Here is a 21,536-nt window from a genome sequence, read left to right as displayed (position 1 = left end):
CCGCGTGATTTTCGCTGGACGAGCGCTTCCGGCGGCACTTCCGGCGTAGACTCACGATCAGTTTCGGTCAGGGGCCAGATCATGCAGCGTTGGGTACGGTTGCCGCAGGGCGGGTTTCTCGACGCCACCCGGGTCATTTACATCAGCAAGGTGGAATCATTCGCCCGGCTCGATGATGAGGGCCACAACGTCGGAGTCGATTATGCCGTCAGCATCGGCATCAGCCTGGCGCGCGACGAGCATCTGATGGTCACCGGCAACAAGGAAGAAATCGGCACGCTGGTGCGGCAGATCCTGGGGCAGGCAGCCGGTTGATGGCGGCCGCGCGTGATCCGCTGGGTCATTTCATTGGGATGTCCGTCGTTGCTGGCGGTGCCTTTGGTCCGGCATCAAACCGGAGGGCGAGAGGGCACGCAGGATCAGGAACTCGCGGTGAGGCTGCCTATACGCGCCCTCGTGCCCTCTCGCCCTCGTGCCCTCCGCCATTGACGCCCCGGCCCCAGGCGCGGAGGCTAGTCGGTCCCCATTCTGGTGCTAGCCCCCATGACCACCCCGGAAAACCGGCGCCCGCTTGAGCGTGAAATCACGGTCGACCTGAGCAACCGACTGACCTATGACGGCTACCTGATGCTGGACCGCCTGCTCGGCGCCCAGCAGCCGCTGTCCGAACCGCAACATCACGACGAGATGCTGTTCATCATCCAGCATCAGACCTCCGAGTTGTGGATGAAGCTGTTGATCCATGAGCTGGAGGAGGCCACAGCGCGTCTGCGCATGGACGACCTCGGTCCATGCCTGAAGATATTGTCGCGGGTCAAGCACATCCAGAAGCAGCTCTTTGAGCAATGGGCGGTGCTGGAAACGCTGACTCCTTCGGAGTACGTCCAGTTTCGCCATGTGCTGGGGCCCGCCAGCGGCTTTCAGTCCCTGCAGTATCGTTTGATCGAGTTCCTGCTCGGCAACAAGAATGCCGACATGCTGCAGGTATTCGACTACGCGCCGGAGCAGCGCGAGCGGCTGCGCGGAGTCCTCGAATCTCCCAGTCTATACGACGAGTTTCTGCGGCATTTGGCGCGTGCCGGCCATGATCTGCCGGCCCATTGCGTTGATCGCGATTTTTCCCTGCCGCATCAGCGCGAACCCGCATTGATTCCGGTGTTGCAGCGCATCTATGAACAGCCGGAGCAGTTCTGGGGCGAGTACCACTTGTGCGAACAATTGGTCGACGTCGAAGAGAGCTTTCAGTTGTGGCGATTCCGGCATATGAAAACCGTGGAGCGGGTGATCGGTTATCGACGAGGAACCGGCGGTTCTTCCGGCGTGGCTTTCCTGAAGCGTGCGCTGGAACTCACATTCTTTCCGGAACTTCTGGATGTACGCAGCGTGTTGCGGTCACCCGATAAATCAAACCCGGCAGAACAAACTGTGTGACCGTTTGCAAATAGGCTTTATTCCTGAAATTAATCAGTGCACAATCCGCCGCCACAATACTCCCCCCGCGGGGCGAACCAAGAGAGGTGGACAATGGCAATAGATCTGAGTGGACTTGGCGTAGCTGAACTCGAACAGTTGATCACGGACGCGCGTGCGCGCATCGAAACGGTGAAGAAGCAGCAGTTCGCCGAATTGCGCAAGAATCTCGAAGCACAGGCCAAATCGGCTGGATTCGACATTTATGAACTCTTCGGTGGCGCCGGTCGGGCTCCGCGCGCAGGCGGCGAAAAGCGCGCAGTCGCGCCGAAATACCGGAATCCGGCAAACCATCTGCAGACATGGACCGGTCGCGGCAAGCAACCGCACTGGGTGCGCGACGCGCTGGCGGCCGGTAAATCGCTGGGTGACCTCGCAATCTGAGTCGCTGCCGGTTCAGGGATGTTCGGGCCCGCTTCGGCGGGCCTTTTTCTTGCCGTAGGAGCGACCTTGCGTCGCGACTGATCCGAACTGTCGGCGAAAATGCGGGCTAGGGCGTAGCCTCAGCGCCTTCCCAGTCTTTCAGGTTGTAGCGCGCGAGAATCTCTGCCAGCTTGCCGCTGGAACGCAACTGCGCGGTCCCCTGATCGAACATGTCGGCGTAGGCACGCCCACGTGGATCCGCGGGCGTGCAGGCGATGTAGACGCTCTCGACCTCGCCTGCCTCTCCCAGTGCGATGATCCGGGACGGATCCATCTTCGCCTGTTCCACGGCATAGGCCAGCACGCTGCGGTCCTCTATGAAGGTATCGATGCGCTTTCCGATCAGGCGTGCCATCAAGCGCACGATGCCGCGGCCCACCGCCGGTACGATCTCCAGTCTGGCCTTGTCATCGGCGTGGGCCTTGATGTACGCGTCCAGGTCCTCACCGTAGCTGTATTCCTCGATGACGCCGATACGAACGTCGCCCAGACTGTCCGGCCCGGTATAGCGCCAGGGGTTCTCGGCCAGTCCCCAGAACACATTGCCCGACGGTCCCCAGCCGGTCTTCGGAAATTCGAAACCCTCGGCGTCGGAGAGGTAGGCGCCGACCACGCAGTCGGCCGAACCTGCGCGTACCACTTCCAGCGCGTTTGCCCAAGGCATGGTCCGGTACTGCACGGTATGGCCATTGGCCTTGGCGATGGCCATGGCCATCTCCACCATGTAGCCGGGAGGATTCATCTCCGAGCCACCGCTGTAGGGTAGCCAGGGATCGGCACGGATGCGGATGTCATCAGCGGATGCGCTGAAGGCGGCAGATACCAGAACCAGGCCGTACAGGCCCGGTGACGCGCGTCGCTTTGACATAGGTTTGCCCCTGTCCAGCCGTCGAGTGCCTGGCTCCGAGAATACGCGGCTCGGAGATTTGAACAAGTCCTCATCGAGAGCAGACCAGCAGTTCAGACCCGTTCGATTCCGCTCTCGACGACGGCATGACCTTCGGCCCTGGTGAGGGCAGACACCGAACCGTCATCATTACTGAACAGAATGTTCTGTATAGTAATGACGATGCCCAGACCGCCCAAAGCCCGAGCCCGGATCCTTGATGCCGCCGAACGAGTGGTCAAGACTCACGGCGCGGCCAAGCTCACCTTTGAGGAATTGGTGCAGGAGAGCGGCATATCGCGCGGCGGCATCACCTACCACTTTGCCACCAAGGAAGACCTTCTGCGGGCCTTGATCGAGCGTGACCTCGAGCAAGGCCAGGCCGAGCAATCGCGACACGCGGCGCAATCTGGCGATGAGCCGGGAGCGGAACTCATTGCACTGATCCGCACCTGGAGCCGCCCCGACAGTGAACGACGGCGCTTTGTTGCCGGCATGCTGAGCGCAGTCGCGCACGACCCGAGCCTGCTCGACCCCATTCGTTGCCATCATCAGCAGGAATGCGCCGCACGTACCTGGGACGATGCCGAGATTCAGCGCTCGGTGCTGCGACTGGCAGCCGAAGGCTTGTTCTGGAGCGAGTACTTCGGTTGCAGTGAAGTTCCCGCCGAGCACCGCGACCGGATCATTGCGCGCATGGAGCAACTGGCGCGCGAATGGTCGTTGCCCCCGGTTGCCGCGCCGCCGGCGCCGGCCGCCGCCCATGACGCCCGAACAACACGCAGTACAACCAGAGGGGATGACGATGGCCGATGAAACCAGTCAATCCCTGCCAGGCCTTCCGGCTTCTACATCCAATCACCCATTCAAATCGATGACTCAACCCATGATCAACATCCGACACCTGATTCTGACTGGCCTGACAGCCCTGCTGGCAGCTTGCGGTGGTGGCAGTGGCGGACCGCCGGAAGGCGGCGGCCAGATGCCGCCAACCGAGGTCAATGTGGCTCAGGTGGTCAGCCGTGAAGTGACCGAATGGGATGAATTCAATGGGCGTTTTGCCGCCACCGAGTCGGTCCAGGTCCGACCGCGGGTCTCCGGATACATCACCCGCATTGCCTTCAGCGAGGGCGCCGAGGTGGCCAAGGGCGATGTGCTGGTCGAGATCGATGACCGCGAGTACCGTGCCGCGCTGGCGCGCACGCAGGCCGATCTCAATCGCGCCCAGACCCGGGTCAAGCTGGCCGAACGCGATCTGGAGCGCGGCCGCAAGCTGGTGGCGGCCAAGGCCATGTCCGGCGAGGAATGGGATCAGAAGAGTGCCGAGCTGGACCAGGCCAAGGCCGATGTGGTCGCCATGCGCGCCGCGGTCGATCAGGCTCGGCTGAACATGGACTTCACCAAGGTCACCGCGCCAATCAGCGGACGCGTCGGCGCGGCGATGATCACCGAGGGCAATCTCGTCGATCCGAGCTCGATGCTGACCACGCTGGTGTCTCTGGATCCGATCTACGTCTGGTTCGAGGGCGATGAGCGCACCTTCCTGCGCTATCAGGGTTTGATCCGCGGCGGAGAACGCCCCAGCGCCCGCGAGGGCGGCAATCCGGTACGCGTGGGTCTGACCAATGAAGACGGTTTCCCGCACGAAGGCGTGCTCGACTTCGTCGACAACCAGCTCGATCCGGCCACCGGCACCATCCGCGTGCGCGCCAAGCTGGACAACAGCGATCGGCGCTTCACGCCGGGCCTGTTTGCGCGAGTGCAACTGGTCGGCAGCGCCGTCCATCCGGCCATGCTGATCCACGATCAGGCGGTCCTGACCGACCAGGATCGCAAGTACGTCTATGTCGTCGGTGAGAACAACAGCGCCCAGCGCAAGGATGTGGTGCTGGGTGGGCTGGTCGACGGTCTGCGCATCGTCGAATCCGGTCTCGATGCCGCCGATCGCGTGGTCATCAACGGCACCAAGAAGATCTTCTTCCCGGGCGCGCCGCTGACGCCGATCGAGGTGCCGATGAATGCGCCGAACACGATTGCCGAGGCGCCGGCGGCAGATGCCGCGGCGGTGCCGCAGTGAGCCAGGCGATGGAGGGCACGAGGGCAAGAGGGCAGGAGGGCACGAGATTGCGGGCCCCGCACAGGCTGGAAAGCGCTCTGGGAATCAGTCTGACACGAGAGATGACGAGGGACCGTCGTGTGCGTGCCCTCGTGCCCTCGTGCCCTCGCCAAACAGGACTCTAACCCATGGCCCACGCCGATATCTCCAAAGTCTTTGTCGACCGGCCGATCCTGGCAGCGGTGCTGTCGCTGCTGGTGCTGATCGCCGGCGCCATTGCGATACCGAATCTGCCGATCAGCGAATACCCCGATGTGGTGCCGCCCTCGGTGCAGGTGACCGCGATCTATCCCGGCGCCAATCCCAAGACCATTGCCGAAACCGTGGCCGCGCCAATCGAGGAGGCGGTCAACGGCGTCGAAGGCATGATCTACATGAAGTCGACGGCCGGTTCCGACGGCACCATGCAGCTGACTGTCACGTTCAAGGGTGGCGTCGACATCGACCTGGCGGCAGTACAGGTGCAAAACCGCGTGGCCCAGGCGCTGCCACGTCTGCCGGAAAGCGTGCGCCAGCTCGGCGTGACCACGGTCAAGAGTTCGCCCAATCTGACCATGGTGGTGCATCTGCGCTCGCCCGATCAGACCTACGACGGCCTCTATCTGTCCAACTTCGCCAATCTGCGGGTGCGCGACGAACTGGCGCGGCTGGACGGCGTCGGCCAGGCCATTGCCTTCGGCGCCGGCAACTATTCGATGCGGGTCTGGATTGATCCAGACAAGGCCGCGGCCCGCGACCTCACGGCCGGTGACATCATCGCCGCGATCCGCGAACAGAACCTGGAAATCTCAGCCGGCACCATCGGAGGGCCGCCACGCCCCAAGGGCAGCACGGTGCAGTTCTCGATCAACGCCCAGGGTCGTTTGAGCACGCCGGAGGAATTTGGCGCCATCGTGCTCAAGGCCGGCAACGAGGGCCAACTGACCCGATTGCGCGATGTGGCGCGGGTGGAACTGGGCTCCAACAACTACGCGCTGAATTCCTTGCTGGATAACAAGGACGCTGCGGCCATCGTGATATTCGAGGCTCCGGGCGCCAACACCATCGCGCTCTCGGATGCCGTGCGCGAGAAGATGGCGGAACTGGCCAAGGGCTTCCCGGCCGGTGTCGAATGGACCGTGGTCTACGACCCGACCGTGTTCGTGCGCCAATCGATCAAGTCAGTCATCTCGACCCTGCTCGAAGCGGTGGCGCTGGTGGTACTGGTGGTCGTGGTGTTCCTGCAGACCTGGCGGGCCTCGATCATTCCGCTGCTGGCGGTGCCGGTGTCCATTGTCGGCACCTTCGCCGTACTCTGGATGCTGGGATTCTCGATCAATGTGCTGACCCTGTTTGGTCTGGTGCTGGCCATCGGCATCGTGGTTGACGATGCCATCGTCGTGGTCGAGAACGTCGAGCGCCACATCGAAGAGGGCATGCAGCCACGGGCGGCCGCCCATCAGGCCATGAGCGAGGTCTCCGGGCCGATTGTCGCCATCTCGCTGGTGCTGGCGAGCGTATTCGTGCCGCTGGCCTTCATCGGTGGCGTCACTGGTCAGTTCTACAAGCAGTTTGCGGTCACCATCGCAGCCTCGGTGCTGATATCGGCTTTCAACTCGCTGACGCTGTCGCCGGCGTTGGCGGCGGTACTGCTGAAACCCCAGGGTGCCCCCAAGGACAAGCTCGGACGCCTGATCGAAGCGGTCTTCGGGCGCTTCTTCGGCTGGTTCAATGCGCGCTTCTCCAAAGCCAGCAAGCGTTACTCCAGCAGCATCGGCGGCACTATCGCCCGGGCCCCGCGCTTGATGGTGGTGTACGCCTTGCTCATCGGCCTGACCGTGCTCGGCTTCACTCAGGTGCCGGCTGGCTTCATTCCTACCCAGGACAAGCAGTACCTGTTCTCGATCCTGCAGCTGCCCGAGGGCGCCACGCTGGAGCGCACCGAGGCCGCCATGCGCCGCATGGGCGAGATGGCGCTGGCCACGCCGGGCGTGGAGAGCGCGGTGCAGTTTCCCGGACTGAACGCCATCCATTTCGTCAACACCAGCAATGCCGGTCTGATGTTCGTGGGTATCAGCCCCTCAGGAGAGCGCGACGTCAGCGCAGCCGAGATTGCCGGCATGCTCAACGGCAAGTTCAGCACCATTCAGGACGGGCTGGCCTTCGCGCTGCTGCCGCCGCCGGTGCTGGGCCTGGGCAATTCGGCCGGCGTCGAAACCTATGTTCAGGATCGCGGTGCCGCCGGCTATGGCGAGCTCAACAATCAGACCCAGATGTTGGCCGGCGCCCTGCGCGGCACGCCGGGTTTCGATCCCTATGCGGTGTTCAGTTCCTTTCAGTCCAATGTGCCCCAGCTCGATGCCAGCGTGGATCGCACCAAGGCCAAGGAGCAGGGACTGGCGCTCACCGACATCTACACGGCGCTGCAGGTCTATCTCGGATCGGCCTATGTCAATGATTTCAATCTCTTCGGTCGCACCTACAGTGTTTACGCTCAGGCCGACGCCGGCTTCCGCGACGAGGTGTCCGACATTGTCCGCATCAAGGTGCGCAACCAGCAGGGGCAGATGGTGCCCATCGGCAGTGTGGTCGAAGTCACACCCAGCTATGGCCCGGATCCGGTGATCCGCTACAACGGTTATCCGGCGGCCGACCTCGGTGCCGGCATCAACCCGGCCCTGCTGTCCTCGGATCAGGCCATCCAGCAGATCAAGGCCATAGCCGGCCAGGTGCTGCCCAAGGGCATGAACATCGAGTGGACCGGCCTGACCTACCAGCAAGTCACCCAGGGTTCGATGGCCCTGCTGGTGTTCCCGCTGTGTGTGCTGCTGGTGTACATGGTGCTGGCCGCGCTGTACGAGAGCTGGACCCTCCCGCTGGCGGTGATCCTGATTGTGCCGATGTGCATGCTCTCGGCCATTGGCGGAATCTGGCTGCTCAACTTCATCCATGGGATGTGGTTCGGTTTGCAGATTGGTTGGGGCTGGATACCACCGCCACCCATGAGCGTGCCGCCGACCTTCATCGACAACAACATCTTCACCCAGATCGGACTTGTCGTGCTGATGGGTCTGGCCTGCAAGAACGCGATCCTGATCGTCGAATTCGCCCGCGATCTGGAAGAGCAGGGCCGCGGCATCGTCGAGGCCGCCATCGAAGCTTGCCGGCTGCGCCTGCGTCCGATCCTGATGACCAGCTTCGCCTTCATCATGGGTGTGCTGCCGCTGGTCTACGCCCACGGCGCCGGCGCCGAAGTGCGCCACGTCATGGGTGTGACCGTGTTCGCCGGCATGCTCGGCGTCACTTTCTTCGGCCTGTTCTTCACCCCGGTGTTCTACGTACTGCTGCGCAAGTGGGCGGTGCGGGGCGGCCGCGAGCCGGGACTCGGGACTCGGGACTCGGGACTCGGCCATGAGGAGAGATCGGCATGACACCAGCTAGACCGACTTCAGAGCTTAGAGCGGCAACGACCGGCCTCACGGAAGATCAGGGAATGAATACACCTTGCAGGGTTGCGGCTGGACCGAGTCCCGAGTCCCGAGTCCCGAGTCCCGACATTCGGGGCAGGCGTCTGGGCGCCGTGTTGGCTTCGGCCCTCACCCTGGCCGCCTGCAATGTCGGTCCCGAGTACGTGCGCCCGGATGCCGAGCTGCCGCCGCGTTTCGATCAGGCGGTGGAGAGCGTCAATCCGCCGGCAGCCGTGATGAGCGAGGTCTGGTCGGCGTTCAAGGAGCCGGAACTGGATGCGCTGATTGACCAGGCACTCAAGGCCAATACCCAGATCGCGCAGGCGCTGGCGCGGCTGGATGAAACCCGGGCGCTGGCGGGTCTGAGCTTCTTCAGCCTGATGCCAACGGTGACTGCCGACAGCGGCGTGCAACGCAACAAGCCCTCGAACAAGGACCCTTTCATCCCGCCCGATGTCGGCACCACCGACACCTATCGCCTGGGTTTTGATGCCACCTGGGAGATCGATCTCTTCGGTTCGCTCCGGCGTCAGAGCGAGGCCATCTATCGCGAGGTCGATGCCCGTGCGGCTGCGCTCGACGCGGTGCGACTGTCGGTGGTGGCCGAAACCGCGCAGGCCTACTTCGAGCTGCGCGGCACCCAGGCGCAGCTGGCCGTGCAGGAACGCAATCTGGCCAATCTGCAGGAGAATCTGGACATCCTGCGGAAGCAGCTGGAGGCCGGGCGCGGCACCGAACTGGACGTCACCCGGGCCAACGCGCTGGGATTGTCAGTGGCCGCGCAGGTGCCACAGACCCGCGCCGCGGTCAGCGCCCAGGAACAGCGACTGGCGGTGCTGACGGCACAGCCCGTGGCGCGCCTGCGCGCGCAGCTGGCGCCGCACAAGGATTTGCCGGCGCTGCCCGCCATGGTGGCGGTTGGTACGCCGACCGAGTGGCTGGCGCGGCGACCCGACATCCGCGAAGCCGATCGCCTGCTCGCTGCCGAAGTCTCGCGCATCGGTGTCGAAACGGCCGAGTTCTATCCCAAGCTGACGCTGACCGGCGCCTTCGGCGTGACCGCGCAGTCCTTCGGCAAGCTCGGCAGTGAGGCCCAGCGCTGGAACTACGGCCCCGGCTTGAGCTGGAGCTTTCTCGATTTCGGGCGCGTTCGTCAGCGTGTCAGGGCGCAACGCGCCGTGGCCGATGGTGCCGTCGCCCGCTACCAGGAGACCTGGCTCAAGGCGCTGGAAGAAACCGAGAACGCGCTGGCCGGATTCCGTGCCTGGAACGAGTCCTGCGCAGCGCTGGATCTGGCCGTCAGCGAGAGCCGCAAGTCGGCCGGGCTTGCACGCCTGCGCTACGATGCCGGCGCCAGCGATTACCTGGCCGTGCTCGACGCCGAACGCTCGCTGCTCGACCTCGAAGACCAGTACGCGCAAGCCCAGACCCATCGGGCTACCGCGCTGGCAGCGGTCTACAAGGCGCTGGCCGGCGATTTCGCGCGTTAACTGACGCGGCCACGGTCCAGGGCGATGTATCGACGGGTGCGGCAGGCGTCACAGCGTTACGTTTGCAGCCGGATTTTGACGACCTATTCAGCCTGTACGCAGTTCTGGGCCCTACAATCACGCTCTGACCTTGCAGCAAGGAGTCGAGTCGATGCGTAGCAGGATTCTCACCGGTCTGGCCCTGGCGATCTTCGCTCTGGGTGTTCATTCCTCGGCTGCAGCGGCAGACGAAAAGGCGGGCAAGCTGTACAAATGGACGGACAAGGACGGCAACATCCATTTCAGCGACCAGATTCCGCCCGAGGCCAAGGAATATGCGCGCGAGAAGATCAACGATCAGGGCATATCGGTGGAGCGCACCGAGCGCGCACTGACGCCGGAAGAGCGTGCCGCCAAGGAGGCCGAGGAGCGCCGCATCGCCGAGGAAGCCGCGGCCAAGGAAGCCCGCCGCAAGGCTGACGAGGCGCTGCTCAATTCCTATGCCAGCGAAGAAGATCTGGATCGTGCCTACAGCCAGCGCATGGATCTGCTCGGCCAGACCATCGAGGCGCGCCGGGTCGAGATCAATGCCCGCGAGATCAGCCTGTCGCAGCTGGTGGCCCAGGCCGCGGACATGGAGCGCAGTGGCCGTACCGTCAGTGATGCGCTGAAACAGATGATCACCGGCGAGCGCGCCGAGATCGAACGCCAGAAGCAGTTCCTGGTGCGCAAGGAGGCCGAGAAGATCGAAGCCAAGGCTGACTACGAGCGCGATCTGGCCAAGTACAAGGAAGCGGTCGCCCGCGCCAAGCAGGATTGATCCGATGAGCGCCGGTCTGCGTGTCTGCGTCTATTGCGCGTCCAGCAACGCTGCTGATCCCATCTACCGGGATCAGGCCCACGCGCTGGGACAGTCCCTGGCAGCCAACGGCTGCAGCGTGGTCTATGGCGGCGGCAGCATGGGCTCGATGGGCGCCGTGGCCGACGGCGCGCTCAGCGCCGGCGGCGAGGTCATCGGCATCCTGCCGCGGTTCATGGCTGATCTGGAATGGGGTCATCCGGGACTGACTCGGCTGGAACTGGTCGAGGACATGCGTGAGCGCAAGCACAAGCTGTTGACCGGCAGCGACGCCGTGGTCGCCCTGCCCGGCGGCTGCGGCACGCTGGAAGAACTGTTCGAAGCCATTACGCTGAAGCGCCTCGGCCTGTACTTCGGCCCGATCATCTTGCTCAACACCCGCGGCTTCTACGACGATGTCGTGCGCCTGCTCGACCGCAGCATCGACGAGCGCTTCATGAATGCCGAACACCGCGACATGTGGACCCTGGTCAGTGACGCCAGCGAGGTGTTGCCCGCCATCCGCGCCACCCCGCGCTGGCGCGAGGATGCGCGGGCGTTGGCGACGGCGAGGTAGGTGAGAGCCGTGGGAGCGAGTGGGTGCAGGTAGCCAAGCGTCAGAAGTAAGACGTCAAACGTAAAACGTCAATGAGAAGCAGGAAGCCCGGGCGCATGGGACATGCGGGGCTTCAATTGACGTTTCACGTTTTACGTTTGACCGCTCTCCCGCCATGCCCGAACTCCCCGAAGTAGAAACCACCCGACGCGGCATCGAGCCGCACCTGCTCGGTCGGCGGGCGTGCGGGTTGATCGTGCGCGAAGCACGGCTGCGCTGGCCGATCAGCGCCGACGTGGCCGCCGGTCTGAACGGGCTGCCGATCACGGCGGTGCGCCGCCGCGCCAAGTACCTGTTGCTGGACAATAATCGCGGCGCCGCGATCATTCATCTTGGGATGAGCGGCAGCCTGCGGGTACTCGACCGACAAGTGCCGCTGCGCAAGCACGATCACTACGATCTGCTGCTGGAAGACGGCCAGCTGCTACGCTTCAACGATCCTCGACGCTTCGGTTCCTTGCTGTGGCAGGCCGCCGGCGAGCTTCATCCGCTGCTGGCCGAACTCGGGCCCGAGCCCTTCGATCCGGGCTTCGATGGCGCCTACCTACACGCCCGCGCCCACGGTCGTAGCGCACCGGTCAAACACTTCCTGATGGACCAGCACATCGTGGTCGGCGTCGGCAACATCTATGCCGCCGAGGCTCTGTTTCGTGCTGGCATCGACCCCCGCCGGGCCGCCGGTCGGGTGTCGCGTTCGCGCTTTGAGCGATTGGCCGATGCCGTCCGGACCATCCTCGGCCATGCCATCGAGCGCGGTGGTACCACCCTGCGCGACTTTCTCCGTCCGGATGGCGAGCCGGGTTATTTCGAGCAGGAACTGCTGGTCTACGGCCGCGCGGGTGAGCCCTGCCGGATCTGCGCCGGGCCGATCAGCAGCGTACGCCTGGGTCAGCGCACCAGCTTCTATTGCCCGCGCTGTCAGAGGTAGCGTCCAGCGGCCCGGCAGTCAGCGCGCAAACACCGCCATCGTGGCCATGGTCATGGCATAGACCACGATCAGGGCCACGCCGCGGCCGCGACCGAGCTTTTCGCGGGCGCCCGGCCACACCAGTGCCACCGCAACGATGGCGCCACCCAGGGCCACCCACAGGCCGTGACCATTGATGGCAATGGGCGTGATGCTGGAGGTCAACCCGACGATCAGCAGGGCATTGAAGACATTGCTGCCGAGCAGCGTGCCGACACCGACATCGTCATGGCCGCGGAACACCGCGACCAGCGTGGTCGCCAGTTCCGGCATCGAGGTACCCAGGGCCACCAGCGTGGCGCCGATCAGATAGGGTGGAATGCCAAAGCCGGCGGCGATGAACTGGGCGCCGGAAACCACCAGACTGCCGGCCATGATCAGCAGCGCCAGTCCACCGATGCTGTCACTGGCGATGCGCCAGGGTCTGTCTGTCGCCACGGAGTCATCCGGCAGGGCGCGTTGGCGGCGGGCTTCGCGCACATGCATGGTCATCCAAACCAGGAAGCCTGCAATCAGCATGGCCCCTTCGATCCGGCTGATGACGCCATCGATCGCCATCAGCCCGATCAGTACCGAGGCACCGATGGCGACGCCAAAATCCAGGGCAATGACCTTGCGACGGGTCACCAGCGGCTTGACCAGCAGGGCCACCGCCAGAATCAGCGCGATGTTGACCACATTGCTGCCGGTGGCATCACCCAGACCGATGCCCGGTGCGCCGTTGACGGCGGCGATGGTGGAGACAAAGAGCTCCGGGCTGGAGGTGGCGAAGGCGCCCAGTGTGGCGGCGGCAATGGCGCTGGGGATGCGCATCCAGCGGGCAAAGCCGAGCACACCGCGCAGGAACAGTTCACCGCCTAGGCCCGCCAGCACCACACCGGCCAGGAGCGAGAGGATGGCCCAGGTCACGACTCAGCCTTTGTGATGACGTTTGAAGATTGCCAGACCCTTGGCTGCCTCGGCCTGCACCTTGCCGCGCAGGAAGCCGCTCCAGCCCAGCAGCAGACCCGGTGTACCCAATGCCATTCGACTCCAGCGCCAGAAATCGAATCGGTCTGCATGCTCGATGATCAATCCGTCCTTGAACCTGAAACTGGCATCAATCACATTGTGTACCTGACGCCCGGTCTTGCTGAACAGATAGCGGGCCTCCCAGTGCGCCTGACCGCGATCGCCCTCGGCGCTGATGGCACTGAAGCTCAGCGAGAAGTCCTGGGCTCTCTCGCAGAGCATGGTCCACATCGCAGCAATGTCGGCGCCACGCAGATCGGGAAAGGCCGGATCTGAAAAGCGTGCGTCTGCGTGGTAACAGGTGGCCATGGTCGCCGCGTCGCGCCGGGCAAAAGCCTCGTAGAAGCGCTGAATCAGGGCTGCGTTCTGTTCGGCCGACATGGTCTGCTCCCGAAGCGATGGAAGAGGTGAGCATAGCGAGTCGGGGATGGGGGCATGAGGTCTGTCGCGGCTGAAGCCGCTCCCACAGAAGCCGGTTCCAGCCATCGTCGCCACTCTGCTGTGGGAGCGGCTTCAGCCGCGACGGCTCTCATCTGCCTACGCCAGCAAGGCTAGACTTCGCTTCTTTCCAAGCCGGTGCCGCCCATGTCTCCCCTGTCCACCATCGACTGGCGTACGCCTCAAACCCTGGCCCAGGCGCATGGGCTGCCGGCCGCCTGCTACACCGATGCTGAGCTCGCACTGCGCGAGCGCAGCGCGGTGTTTGCCCGCAGCTGGCAGTTCGTCGCCCATGCTGCACAGCTATCGCAGCCCGGCGATCACATGGTGACCGAAGTGGCGGGCACGCCCTTGCTGCTGCTTCGCGACGACAACGGTGTACTCCGGGCCCTGCACAATGTCTGTCGTCATCGCGGCGGACCGCTGGCCACCGCCCATGGTTGCGGCCTCAAGCAGCTGCGCTGTCAGTACCATGGCTGGACCTACGATCTGCAGGGCGGCTTGCGCAGTGGCCCGGAGCTCGATGCCATCGAAGGGCTGGATCGCACGCAGACCCGCTTGCCGCAAGCGCGTGCCGACATCTGGCAGGGACTGGTGTTCGTGGCGCTGGATCCGAGCACGCCGCCGCTCAGCGAACTGGTCGCCGGCATCGACGGGCGCCTGGCCGAGCCCTTGGACGATTATGTCTTCCAGCGCCGCATCAGCTATCCAGCGGCCTGCAACTGGAAGGCTTATGTCGACAACTACCTGGAGGGCTATCACGTTCCGCACATCCACCCGGAACTGAACCGCCTGCTGGACTACCGCAGCTACCGCACCGAGTGCGAAGCCTGGCATTCGCTGCAATGGAGCCCGCTCGACAACAACACCAGTTTCTATGGCTCCGGCACGGCGCTGTACTACTTCCTGTGGCCGAACACGATGCTGAACATCCTGCCCGGCCGCCTGCAGACCAACCGCATCGTTCCGACCGGTGTGGACAGCTGCCGCATCGACTTCGAGTACTACTACCGACCCGGACTGGTCGAGGCCCACGCCGATCGCATCACCCAGGATCAGGACCTGGCCGAGATTACCCAGCAGCAGGACATCGACATCTGCGAGCGCGTGCAGCGCGCCTTCGCCAGCGGCTCGTACACGGTCGGTCGCGTGCATCCCACCCGCGAGCAGGGCGTGCACCATTTCCAGGAGTTGTACCGGGCAGCGTTGCGGGCGGTGGGTGACGGGTAACGGGGCACGGGGGTGCGGCGCTTTTGATCCTGCCGGTCCAGACTTGTCTGGACGCTCTTGGCGTCGTGCTGAAGAAGCGTCCAGACAAGTCTGGACCCACAAAAGCCTCGGACCTGTAGCCTTTTCCCGTGCCCCGTGCCCCGTGCCCCGTGCCCCGTGCCCCGTGCCCCGCTCTCGACGCTACCCGGGATTCGGCCCGGCTGCCTCGTCTGGCGGTTCCTTGGCTATGTCCTCGGGAGCCGCGGTGAATCCCGGCGCCAGTTCCCGCGCCAGTTTGACCAGCCGCTCGGTAGCCAGACCGCCCCAGGCCAGGTCCGCGGCGCCCAGGAGTTCGCCGGCAGTGACGGGATCGCGTTGCTGGTAGGCCTGTTCGGCAGCGCTGACGTCGGTCGCCACGCGCTCGGCCAGTTCATTCAGACAGGGCTGCTGCGCCTTCAACAACTTGGGTTCCAGGGGCTGGTCCAGGCGCTTCAGTGCCCGCTCCAGCGTTCTTCGATCCGGCACCTCATGGCCGATGTCGGGCTCGTCGATCTTGAATACGCCGGCCACGCAGCGCGCCTTCAGCGCGGCGATGCTGCGGGCATCCAGCCTGCGATTGGGCATGTCCAGCTTGCCGGTGGAATAGACCACCCGCATGCGCGTCTGCAGCGCCTGCATGATCGGCAGCGGCGGCGGCGCGAAGTCCTCCTCGCCCATGACCTTGGCACCGCCGATCAGCAAGGCGCCGGTAAACACGTCGGCATAGGCGGCAGCAATGCGCATGGCCGTGCGCGAGCCGCCGGAGAAGCCACTGATGACCACTTTTTCGGGATCAATCGGATAGCGCGCGCGGATGTTCTCCAGCGCATGCAAGGCCAGCGGAATGCGCCGCTCGTAGACATTCTGCTGGTTGCCTGAGCGCCGCGCCGAGACGTAGATGACCCCCTCGCGATCGAGCACCTTCTTCCAGTCGTAGGTCAGCGGCCAGCGCGGAATCGGCGACACGAACACGATCAGTCCATAGCCACCCGGCGGTTTGTGGCTGGGCAGGAAGATGTCGAACCGCTCCTCGCTGAGATCGACGGTCTGTTCCACCGCGTGCTGACCGATGGCCTGCTGAAAGCGCTGCAGCCGATCATGCGTCGTGGGGGTGAACACCCTTCGTGAGAACTCATCGGCTGCCGCGAGCGGCGAATAGCGATCGAAGACCTGGGCTTCCAGCAATTCACCCGCATGCGCCGTCAGCGAGGCCGCTAGGCCCAACGCAGTCCAGAAGCAGCGCATCACCATGAGTCAGGGGAACTCTCGCCGAGCATTTTGCAAGTCATTGGTTTTACTGCCTTCAAGAAAGGGGCAGGGGGCAAGGGGCAGGGGACCCACCCCGCCGCACGGTCAGATCGTGTGGCGAGCTTGGGCCCCTGCCCCCTGCCCCTCGCCCCCTGTTTGCCGCGCAAGTAGGCGCACCGCCAGGGGCGACCGGGACTCCCGCAGCAGTGTGCGAGCGGACTGCCCGGCACACAAGTGAAGGATTCCTAAGGTTCCGACTCCCCGAGCCGGATCCCTGCTCAGATCCGGGCCCAGGCACCGCCGTTGATCTGGACCAGACCGGGGGCGCCGTTGGCGCAGGATTCGCGCAGCCGCGTCTCCAGTGTGTCGAGGCCCAGCTCATCCACCTTGATCACGCCGTGCTTCTCCAGCGTTGGTGCCACCGTGCGCAGGATCTCCACCAGATAGGCCGGCGCAAAGCTGTCCGGACCGCAGCCGACCAGGGGGTAGAGCTCGACCTGTGGCCAGCCGAAACCGGCTTCAAAGAAGCAGCGCGACAGATCCATGACCCCATGCGCCTGCATGCCCCCGAACTTGAAGGCCTGACGCAGCCAGCCGCGCACCTGCAACACCAGTTCGGAGGCCGGATCACTCATGGTACGGGCCTCCAGCTCCAGTTCGTGGAAGGCAATGATGCCGCCGTCCGGGCGCAGCATCGGCCGCAGCTTGAGCAGCGCCTCCTCGATGTCGGGCTGATGGATCAACACGTAGCGACCGACGATGGCATCGAAGCGTTCGTCGGATCCGGGCCAGGAGCCAAGCTCGCCTTCGACAAACTCGACGTGATCCAGACCCAGCTCCGCGGCCCGCTGACGGGCCGTAGCCAGCGCCTCGGGCGAGCGATCTTGACCCACCACCATGCCGTCGACACCCACCATGTCCGCGGCCAGAAAGCTGGTATCGCCGACCCCGCAGCCGACATCGAGCACCCGCATGCCCGGCTCCAGTCCGGCCCGGCGCCAGATGGTCTGGGTGATGTTGCGCAACAGCGCTGCCTGACGCTGCAAGCGTTGTTGTTCAGCCGGGCTATGGCCCAGAGAGTACTCAGCCACGGGGTGGGCTCCAGTAGGTGTACAGGAGCCTGAACCCTAGCATCAGATGGACGGGATCGGGCACCGGGGGCGCGCACAAGACGGGGCAGGGGGAGCGGGGCAGGGGGCACGGGAAAAGGCTACGGGCTTGATGCTGTTGTAGGAGCGCCCTTGTGGCGCGACCACTACTGTGGACCTGCGGCTTGGCGGTCGCGACGCGAGGTCGCTCCTACAGGCAGCTTGTGGTTCATGGCCCGTGGGCAGTTTCACGCCGGAACAGGTGGCTCGCAATGAAGCCCGCTCTTGTGGGTCCGGACTTGTCCGGACGCTCTTTCGGCCCGCTACCAGGAGCGTCCAGACAAGTCTGGGCCCACAAAAGCTCGAAACCCTTAGCCTTTCCCGTGCCCCGTGCCCCGTGCCCCGTGCCCCGTGCCCCGTGCCCCGTGCCCCGTGCCCCATCCGGCCACCCTTGTTACCATCGGCGGCTGAACCGTTGTTGGAGTGCGCCAGTCATGGACGAGACCACGCAGAACTTGCCGGATCCGGAGAGTGCGCAGGCGCTGGCTTCAAGCTGGTTCGCGGCCTGGTTGGCTGATCCGCTGTGGGGGCCCTTGCTGGGCGTGCTGCTGCTGGTGCTGGGCGTCATCGTGCTGCATCTGCTGACCCAGCGATTGATCCTGCGCGCGCTGGACAAGCTGTTCAGCCATACCGGAACCTGGTGGGATGACGTGCTGATGGACCAGGGTGTATTCCGGCGCCTCGCCTGGCTGATCCCGCTGCTGCTGATCCACACTGGCGTGAGCATGATTCCCGGCCTAGGCGAAGGCTGGGTCGAGCTGGTGCAACGCGTCACCCGTGCGTTTGCCTTCCTGGCGGTGGCGCTGGGACTGAGCGCCTTCCTCAGCGCCATCAACAGCATCTACGCGCGCTATCCGATTTCGCGGAACCGACCGATCAAGGGCTATCTGCAGGTGGTGGCCATCGTGGTCTGGGTGTTCACCGTGATCCTGATCATCGCCACGCTGATGCGGCAGTCGCCCTGGTTCCTGTTGTCTGGCCTGGGCGCCATGACGGCGATCCTGCTGCTGGTGTTCCGGGACACCCTGCTGAGTCTGGTCGCCGGCATCCAGATCACCGCCAATGACCTGATCCGGGTCGGCGACTGGATCGAGATGCCGCAATTCGGCGTCGACGGCGATGTGGTCGACATCAGCCTCAATCAGGTCAGCGTGTCCAACTGGGATCGCACCATTGCCGTGATCCCCACCCACAAATTCCTGGAGCACAGCTTTCGCAACTGGCGCGGCATGTTCGATGCCGGCGGCCGCCGCATCAAGCGCGCGATCAGCATCGACATGAATACGGTGCACTTCTTGTCATCCGAGGAGATTGACCGGCTCGGCCGCATCGAGGTGCTGCGCGGCTATCTGACCGAGCGCAAGGCCGAGGTCGAAAAATGGAATCGCGAGCATGCCGGCGATCCCGAGGTGCTGACCAACCAGCGTCGCCTGACCAATCTCGGCACTTTCCGGGCCTATGTGGTGGCCTGGCTCAAGCGCAATCCGCACGTCCACCCAGACATGACCTTCATCGTTCGGCAGCTGCCGCCGGGGCCCGAAGGCCTGCCGCTGGAGATCTATTTCTTCGCCAGGGAGACCCGCTGGGCCAAGTACGAAGACATCCAGTCAGACATCTTCGACCATCTGCTGGCGGTGCTGCCTGAATTCGGCCTGCGCGTGTTCCAGCGTCCGGCCGGCAGCGATTTCCAGCAGCTGTCACGCCATTCTGCGCTCGCCTCCAAGCCAGCGCTCACCGCCGCACAGCCATCGAGCGATCCCGCGCCACTGTAGGAACGACCTTGGGTCGCGACCGCGGAGTCGCGCCGCTGCGGCGAAGATCAGGAATCGCGCTGAGTTGTGGTCAGAAGGGGAACGCGGAGAACGCAGAGGGCCGCAGAGAACGCAGAGAACAGCGTTTACAGATCAGTCTTGCTTCTCTCCGTGTTCTCCGCGTTTCTCTGCGTTCTCCGCGTTGAATCAATCTCCTCACTCACGCCGCGAGACCTCTCAACGCGGCCGCGTCCCGGTCGCGACGCGAGGTCGCTTCTACTTGACCTCGATGTTCCCGGCCGGGCCGCCCTGGGCGTAGATGCTGCGTTCGTACATGGACTCGGCGTAGGCCGGTGGCACCACGAAGCTGCCCGGGTTGCTGGGACGGATCCGGTACAGGAACTCGGCCACGCGCGGTCCGGCCGTGGCGTAGAGCACCACCCGGTCCTCGCGCTGCTCGACATGCTCGGTGTAGAGCGTGCTGCCGGGCAGTGCCAGCGTCGGCGCGGGTGGTGAGCTGTCACCATCCGCCTCGTCCTCGTTCTCGCCGCTGTCGGCGGCCGGCGGTGGCAATTGCACCACCGGCTCGAAGCCGCCGGGGAGCAGATCGACGATCGCGATAGAGCCGATGGCATCGGCGCCGAGCGCCCGCAGGCGCAGGCGCACGGTGATTTCCTGGCCGAGTTCCGCCTGGGTCAGCGGCTGACCATTGGCACCCAGATACTCGCGCACGATCTCGATGCCCTGATCCTGTACCGCCTTGGGCATGACCGTGTCGTAGCCGGTCTGGCTGAGCACATACCAACTGGGCGTGGCTTTCGGTGGGATCACTCTCAGCAGCTGATCGTCATTGAGGAAGGCGCCGCGCTGGAGCACGCCGAAGGCCTCGCCGAAAGTGCGCTCCTTGCCATCGAAGCCCAGCGCCTGCAGCACCGGCAGACCGGCATCAGCCTTGGCACTGGTGTAGGCATCCAGCGCCAGCACGGTCAGCGCCGAGGACAGGGTGTTGTACTGATTCTTCTGCAGCGGATAGAGCAGATTCTCGATGGCCCGCACCGAGATGCGCTCGGCCTCCTTGGGAAAGTGCTTGTGCGCCAGATACACCACCCACGCGGTGTCGATGCTGGCGTCGTAGTAATAGGCGTAGCCGCCGTACTTGGGCGGCTGCGCCGCACCGACCCGCGCAAGGCCGCCCTGAGCCAGTTCCCTGGCCGGTTTGGCTTGCTGCAACAGGGCGTAGCTGGACGCCAGCAGCATGCCGATGGTGTCGTCCTTCCAAGCTTGCGGATAATCGCGCTTGAGCTGCTCGTGCACGGCGCTCAGCAGGGCCGTGGCGGTCTGCCCCTGGCGGATCAGCAGGTACACCGCCAGCGCCCGAGAACGCAGCTCGTGCAGCTGGGTCAGGGCGGCATCGCCGGCCATGCGGGTCAGATAGCGATTGACCGCGTTCATCAGATCGGCCGGCACCGGCTCGCCGCGCTCGCGCGCTTCCACCAGATAGAAAGCGGCGTAAGCCGTGATGAAGGGATCGACATCCGGTGTGGCCAGCCACAGGCCGATACCGCCCTGGCCGTTCTGACGCGCGCGCAGCACGTTGATCAGCCCGAGGTTGACGCCCGGCTCGGCGCCGCTGATACGACCGAATTCCGGTCGTTTGCCGTAGACCAGCGCCGGTATCGCCTGGCTCAGCAACTGCTCGGTACACAGATGCGGATAGTCGGCAAGATACGCGGCCAGACCGTCGGCGGCGACAAAGGGCGAGGTCGAGGCCGACAGCAAACGCTGCGAGCGCTCTGGGTACATGCGGCGCAGATCCTTGAGCTCGACCTTGCGATCGGCGCGACCGAGGATCAGATCGCTGCGACCTACAACGGCCGGTCGCAGCGACAGCTCGATCCGGCGCTTGGCGCTGCGCGTGCCGGACTCGGCCACCAGGCCGATCGGCGCAGCGCCCAGGGTGTCGCCTGCACGAAGACGGACACGCACGGTACCCTCCTGTCCCGGCTTCAGCGACAGCGCGCCAGGCAGCTCGCCCACCAGCGTCAGCGACTTGGGCAGATCCAGCTTCAGGCTGATTGCCATGGCCTCCTCGCCGCCCTCGACGGTGTTGGCGATGCCCACCGGCAACTCGAACTCATCGCCCGGCGCCACGTGCGTCGGTATCGTTGGTGTCAGCACGAAATCACCGCGCACCAGGGCCTTGGTCTGGGCAATGCCGATGCGGTCGGCGGTCACTGCCACCGCCATCACCCGCAGCTGGCCGTTGAAATGATCCGGCATGTCGAAGCTGAAGGTGTGCTCGCCATCGATGTCGGTGACCCCCGACCACCACACCGCCGGGCGCTCGCTCTTGCGCTTGAAGGGGTTCAGATGTTTGCCGAGATCGCCCTCGGCATCGCCGCCGGGGGCGGCGCTGGCCACCAGCCGACTGAACTCGGGCAGGATCAGATCAAGGATCTGC

18 protein-coding genes are annotated in these 21,536 nt (G+C 64.6%); 12 read left to right on the top strand and 6 right to left on the bottom strand.

The genetic code is table 11. The annotated features are described in order from the left end of the window. The first annotated feature begins 81 nt into the window (after positions 1–81). The 3 genes from H7A19_19895 to H7A19_19885 all read left to right on the top strand — a co-directional run bounded on the left by H7A19_19895 (position 82) and on the right by H7A19_19885 (position 1,854). Positions 82–315 (top strand): hypothetical protein, encoded by a 234-nt coding sequence (locus H7A19_19895; GenBank protein ID MCP5477092.1) that lies wholly within the window; start codon positions 82–84, stop codon positions 313–315. Between the two features lie 228 nt (positions 316–543). Beyond that, a complete protein-coding gene (locus tag H7A19_19890) occupies positions 544–1,431 on the top strand; it encodes a tryptophan 2,3-dioxygenase (protein MCP5477091.1) in 888 nt (295 codons plus the stop codon). A 93-nt stretch (positions 1,432–1,524) separates the two neighbouring features. Further along, a complete protein-coding gene (locus tag H7A19_19885; protein MCP5477090.1) occupies positions 1,525–1,854 on the top strand; it encodes an H-NS histone family protein in 330 nt (109 codons plus the stop codon). Between the two features lie 106 nt (positions 1,855–1,960). Here H7A19_19885 and H7A19_19880 read toward each other — a convergent pair whose 3' ends face one another. Next, on the bottom strand, positions 1,961–2,761 hold the full coding sequence (locus H7A19_19880) for a transporter substrate-binding domain-containing protein (protein MCP5477089.1): 801 nt from the start codon (positions 2,759–2,761) through the stop codon (positions 1,961–1,963). A 201-nt stretch (positions 2,762–2,962) separates the two neighbouring features. On the opposite strand from H7A19_19880, the gene H7A19_19875 reads away from it, so the two are divergent. From H7A19_19875 to mutM, 7 genes are all read left to right on the top strand, one after another. Then, entirely contained in the window at positions 2,963–3,595 is a 633-nt protein-coding gene (locus tag H7A19_19875; protein MCP5477088.1) for a TetR/AcrR family transcriptional regulator, read from the top strand. A 70-nt stretch (positions 3,596–3,665) separates the two neighbouring features. Further along, positions 3,666–4,856 carry an efflux RND transporter periplasmic adaptor subunit gene (locus H7A19_19870; GenBank protein MCP5477087.1) on the top strand — a complete coding sequence of 397 codons (1,191 nt, stop codon included), beginning with the start codon at positions 3,666–3,668 and terminating at the stop codon, positions 4,854–4,856. Positions 4,857–5,023: 167 nt separating this feature from the next. Then, a complete protein-coding gene (locus H7A19_19865) occupies positions 5,024–8,305 on the top strand; it encodes an efflux RND transporter permease subunit (protein MCP5477086.1) in 3,282 nt (1,093 codons plus the stop codon). Positions 8,306–8,454: 149 nt separating this feature from the next. Beyond that, positions 8,455–9,831, top strand: coding sequence for an efflux transporter outer membrane subunit (locus H7A19_19860; protein ID MCP5477085.1), 1,377 nt, complete (start codon positions 8,455–8,457; stop codon positions 9,829–9,831). Positions 9,832–9,982: 151 nt separating this feature from the next. Next, positions 9,983–10,630 carry a DUF4124 domain-containing protein gene (locus H7A19_19855; protein MCP5477084.1) on the top strand — a complete coding sequence of 216 codons (648 nt, stop codon included), beginning with the start codon at positions 9,983–9,985 and terminating at the stop codon, positions 10,628–10,630. A 4-nt stretch (positions 10,631–10,634) separates the two neighbouring features. Then, on the top strand, positions 10,635–11,225 hold the full coding sequence (locus H7A19_19850) for a TIGR00730 family Rossman fold protein (protein ID MCP5477083.1): 591 nt from the start codon (positions 10,635–10,637) through the stop codon (positions 11,223–11,225). Between the two features lie 154 nt (positions 11,226–11,379). Beyond that, positions 11,380–12,192 carry a bifunctional DNA-formamidopyrimidine glycosylase/DNA-(apurinic or apyrimidinic site) lyase gene (gene mutM, locus H7A19_19845; protein MCP5477082.1) on the top strand — a complete coding sequence of 271 codons (813 nt, stop codon included), beginning with the start codon at positions 11,380–11,382 and terminating at the stop codon, positions 12,190–12,192. Between the two features lie 18 nt (positions 12,193–12,210). Here the strand turns inward: mutM and H7A19_19840 are convergent, their stop codons facing one another. Continuing rightward, complete coding sequence (locus tag H7A19_19840; GenBank protein MCP5477081.1) at positions 12,211–13,140, bottom strand: sodium:calcium antiporter; 930 nt, start codon at positions 13,138–13,140, stop codon at positions 12,211–12,213. A gap of 3 nt (positions 13,141–13,143) precedes the next feature. Then, a complete protein-coding gene (locus H7A19_19835) occupies positions 13,144–13,623 on the bottom strand; it encodes a nuclear transport factor 2 family protein (GenBank protein ID MCP5477080.1) in 480 nt (159 codons plus the stop codon). A 204-nt stretch (positions 13,624–13,827) separates the two neighbouring features. Here H7A19_19835 and H7A19_19830 point away from each other — a divergent pair, with 204 nt between their 5' ends. Then, positions 13,828–14,910, top strand: a complete 1,083-nt coding sequence (locus H7A19_19830; protein ID MCP5477079.1) for an aromatic ring-hydroxylating dioxygenase subunit alpha — start codon at positions 13,828–13,830, stop codon at positions 14,908–14,910. Between the two features lie 180 nt (positions 14,911–15,090). Here H7A19_19830 and H7A19_19825 read toward each other — a convergent pair whose 3' ends face one another. Then, positions 15,091–16,173, bottom strand: coding sequence for a hypothetical protein (locus H7A19_19825; GenBank protein MCP5477078.1), 1,083 nt, complete (start codon positions 16,171–16,173; stop codon positions 15,091–15,093). Between the two features lie 281 nt (positions 16,174–16,454). Beyond that, entirely contained in the window at positions 16,455–17,267 is an 813-nt protein-coding gene (locus H7A19_19820; protein ID MCP5477077.1) for a class I SAM-dependent methyltransferase, read from the bottom strand. A gap of 491 nt (positions 17,268–17,758) precedes the next feature. On the opposite strand from H7A19_19820, the gene H7A19_19815 reads away from it, so the two are divergent. Next, positions 17,759–19,096, top strand: a complete 1,338-nt coding sequence (locus H7A19_19815; GenBank protein ID MCP5477076.1) for a mechanosensitive ion channel family protein — start codon at positions 17,759–17,761, stop codon at positions 19,094–19,096. A gap of 255 nt (positions 19,097–19,351) precedes the next feature. On the opposite strand, the gene H7A19_19810 is transcribed toward H7A19_19815, so the two are convergent. Then, on the bottom strand, positions 19,352–21,536 hold a 2,185-nt coding region (locus H7A19_19810), incomplete at its 5' end, for an alpha-2-macroglobulin family protein (GenBank protein MCP5477075.1).

Source organism: Rhodanobacteraceae bacterium (assembly GCA_024234055.1).
GTDB lineage: Bacteria > Pseudomonadota > Gammaproteobacteria > Xanthomonadales > SZUA-5 > JADKFD01.
Note: the sequence above shows the minus strand (reverse complement) of the source record. Positions and strands in the feature narration are given on the sequence as shown.

Coding starts and splice junctions, on each gene's coding strand:
- H7A19_19890 (MCP5477091.1), top strand. CDS start 544: ATGACCACCCCGGAAAACCGGCGCCCGCTTGAGCGTGAAATCACGGTC.
- H7A19_19850 (MCP5477083.1), top strand. CDS start 10,635: ATGAGCGCCGGTCTGCGTGTCTGCGTCTATTGCGCGTCCAGCAACGCT.
- H7A19_19855 (MCP5477084.1), top strand. CDS start 9,983: ATGCGTAGCAGGATTCTCACCGGTCTGGCCCTGGCGATCTTCGCTCTG.
- H7A19_19885 (MCP5477090.1), top strand. CDS start 1,525: ATGGCAATAGATCTGAGTGGACTTGGCGTAGCTGAACTCGAACAGTTG.
- H7A19_19895 (MCP5477092.1), top strand. CDS start 82: ATGCAGCGTTGGGTACGGTTGCCGCAGGGCGGGTTTCTCGACGCCACC.
- mutM (MCP5477082.1), top strand. CDS start 11,380: ATGCCCGAACTCCCCGAAGTAGAAACCACCCGACGCGGCATCGAGCCG.
- H7A19_19875 (MCP5477088.1), top strand. CDS start 2,963: ATGCCCAGACCGCCCAAAGCCCGAGCCCGGATCCTTGATGCCGCCGAA.
- H7A19_19825 (MCP5477078.1), bottom strand. CDS start 16,173: ATGCGCTGCTTCTGGACTGCGTTGGGCCTAGCGGCCTCGCTGACGGCG.
- H7A19_19835 (MCP5477080.1), bottom strand. CDS start 13,623: ATGTCGGCCGAACAGAACGCAGCCCTGATTCAGCGCTTCTACGAGGCT.
- H7A19_19865 (MCP5477086.1), top strand. CDS start 5,024: ATGGCCCACGCCGATATCTCCAAAGTCTTTGTCGACCGGCCGATCCTG.
- H7A19_19870 (MCP5477087.1), top strand. CDS start 3,666: ATGATCAACATCCGACACCTGATTCTGACTGGCCTGACAGCCCTGCTG.
- H7A19_19880 (MCP5477089.1), bottom strand. CDS start 2,761: ATGTCAAAGCGACGCGCGTCACCGGGCCTGTACGGCCTGGTTCTGGTA.
- H7A19_19815 (MCP5477076.1), top strand. CDS start 17,759: ATGGACGAGACCACGCAGAACTTGCCGGATCCGGAGAGTGCGCAGGCG.
- H7A19_19830 (MCP5477079.1), top strand. CDS start 13,828: ATGTCTCCCCTGTCCACCATCGACTGGCGTACGCCTCAAACCCTGGCC.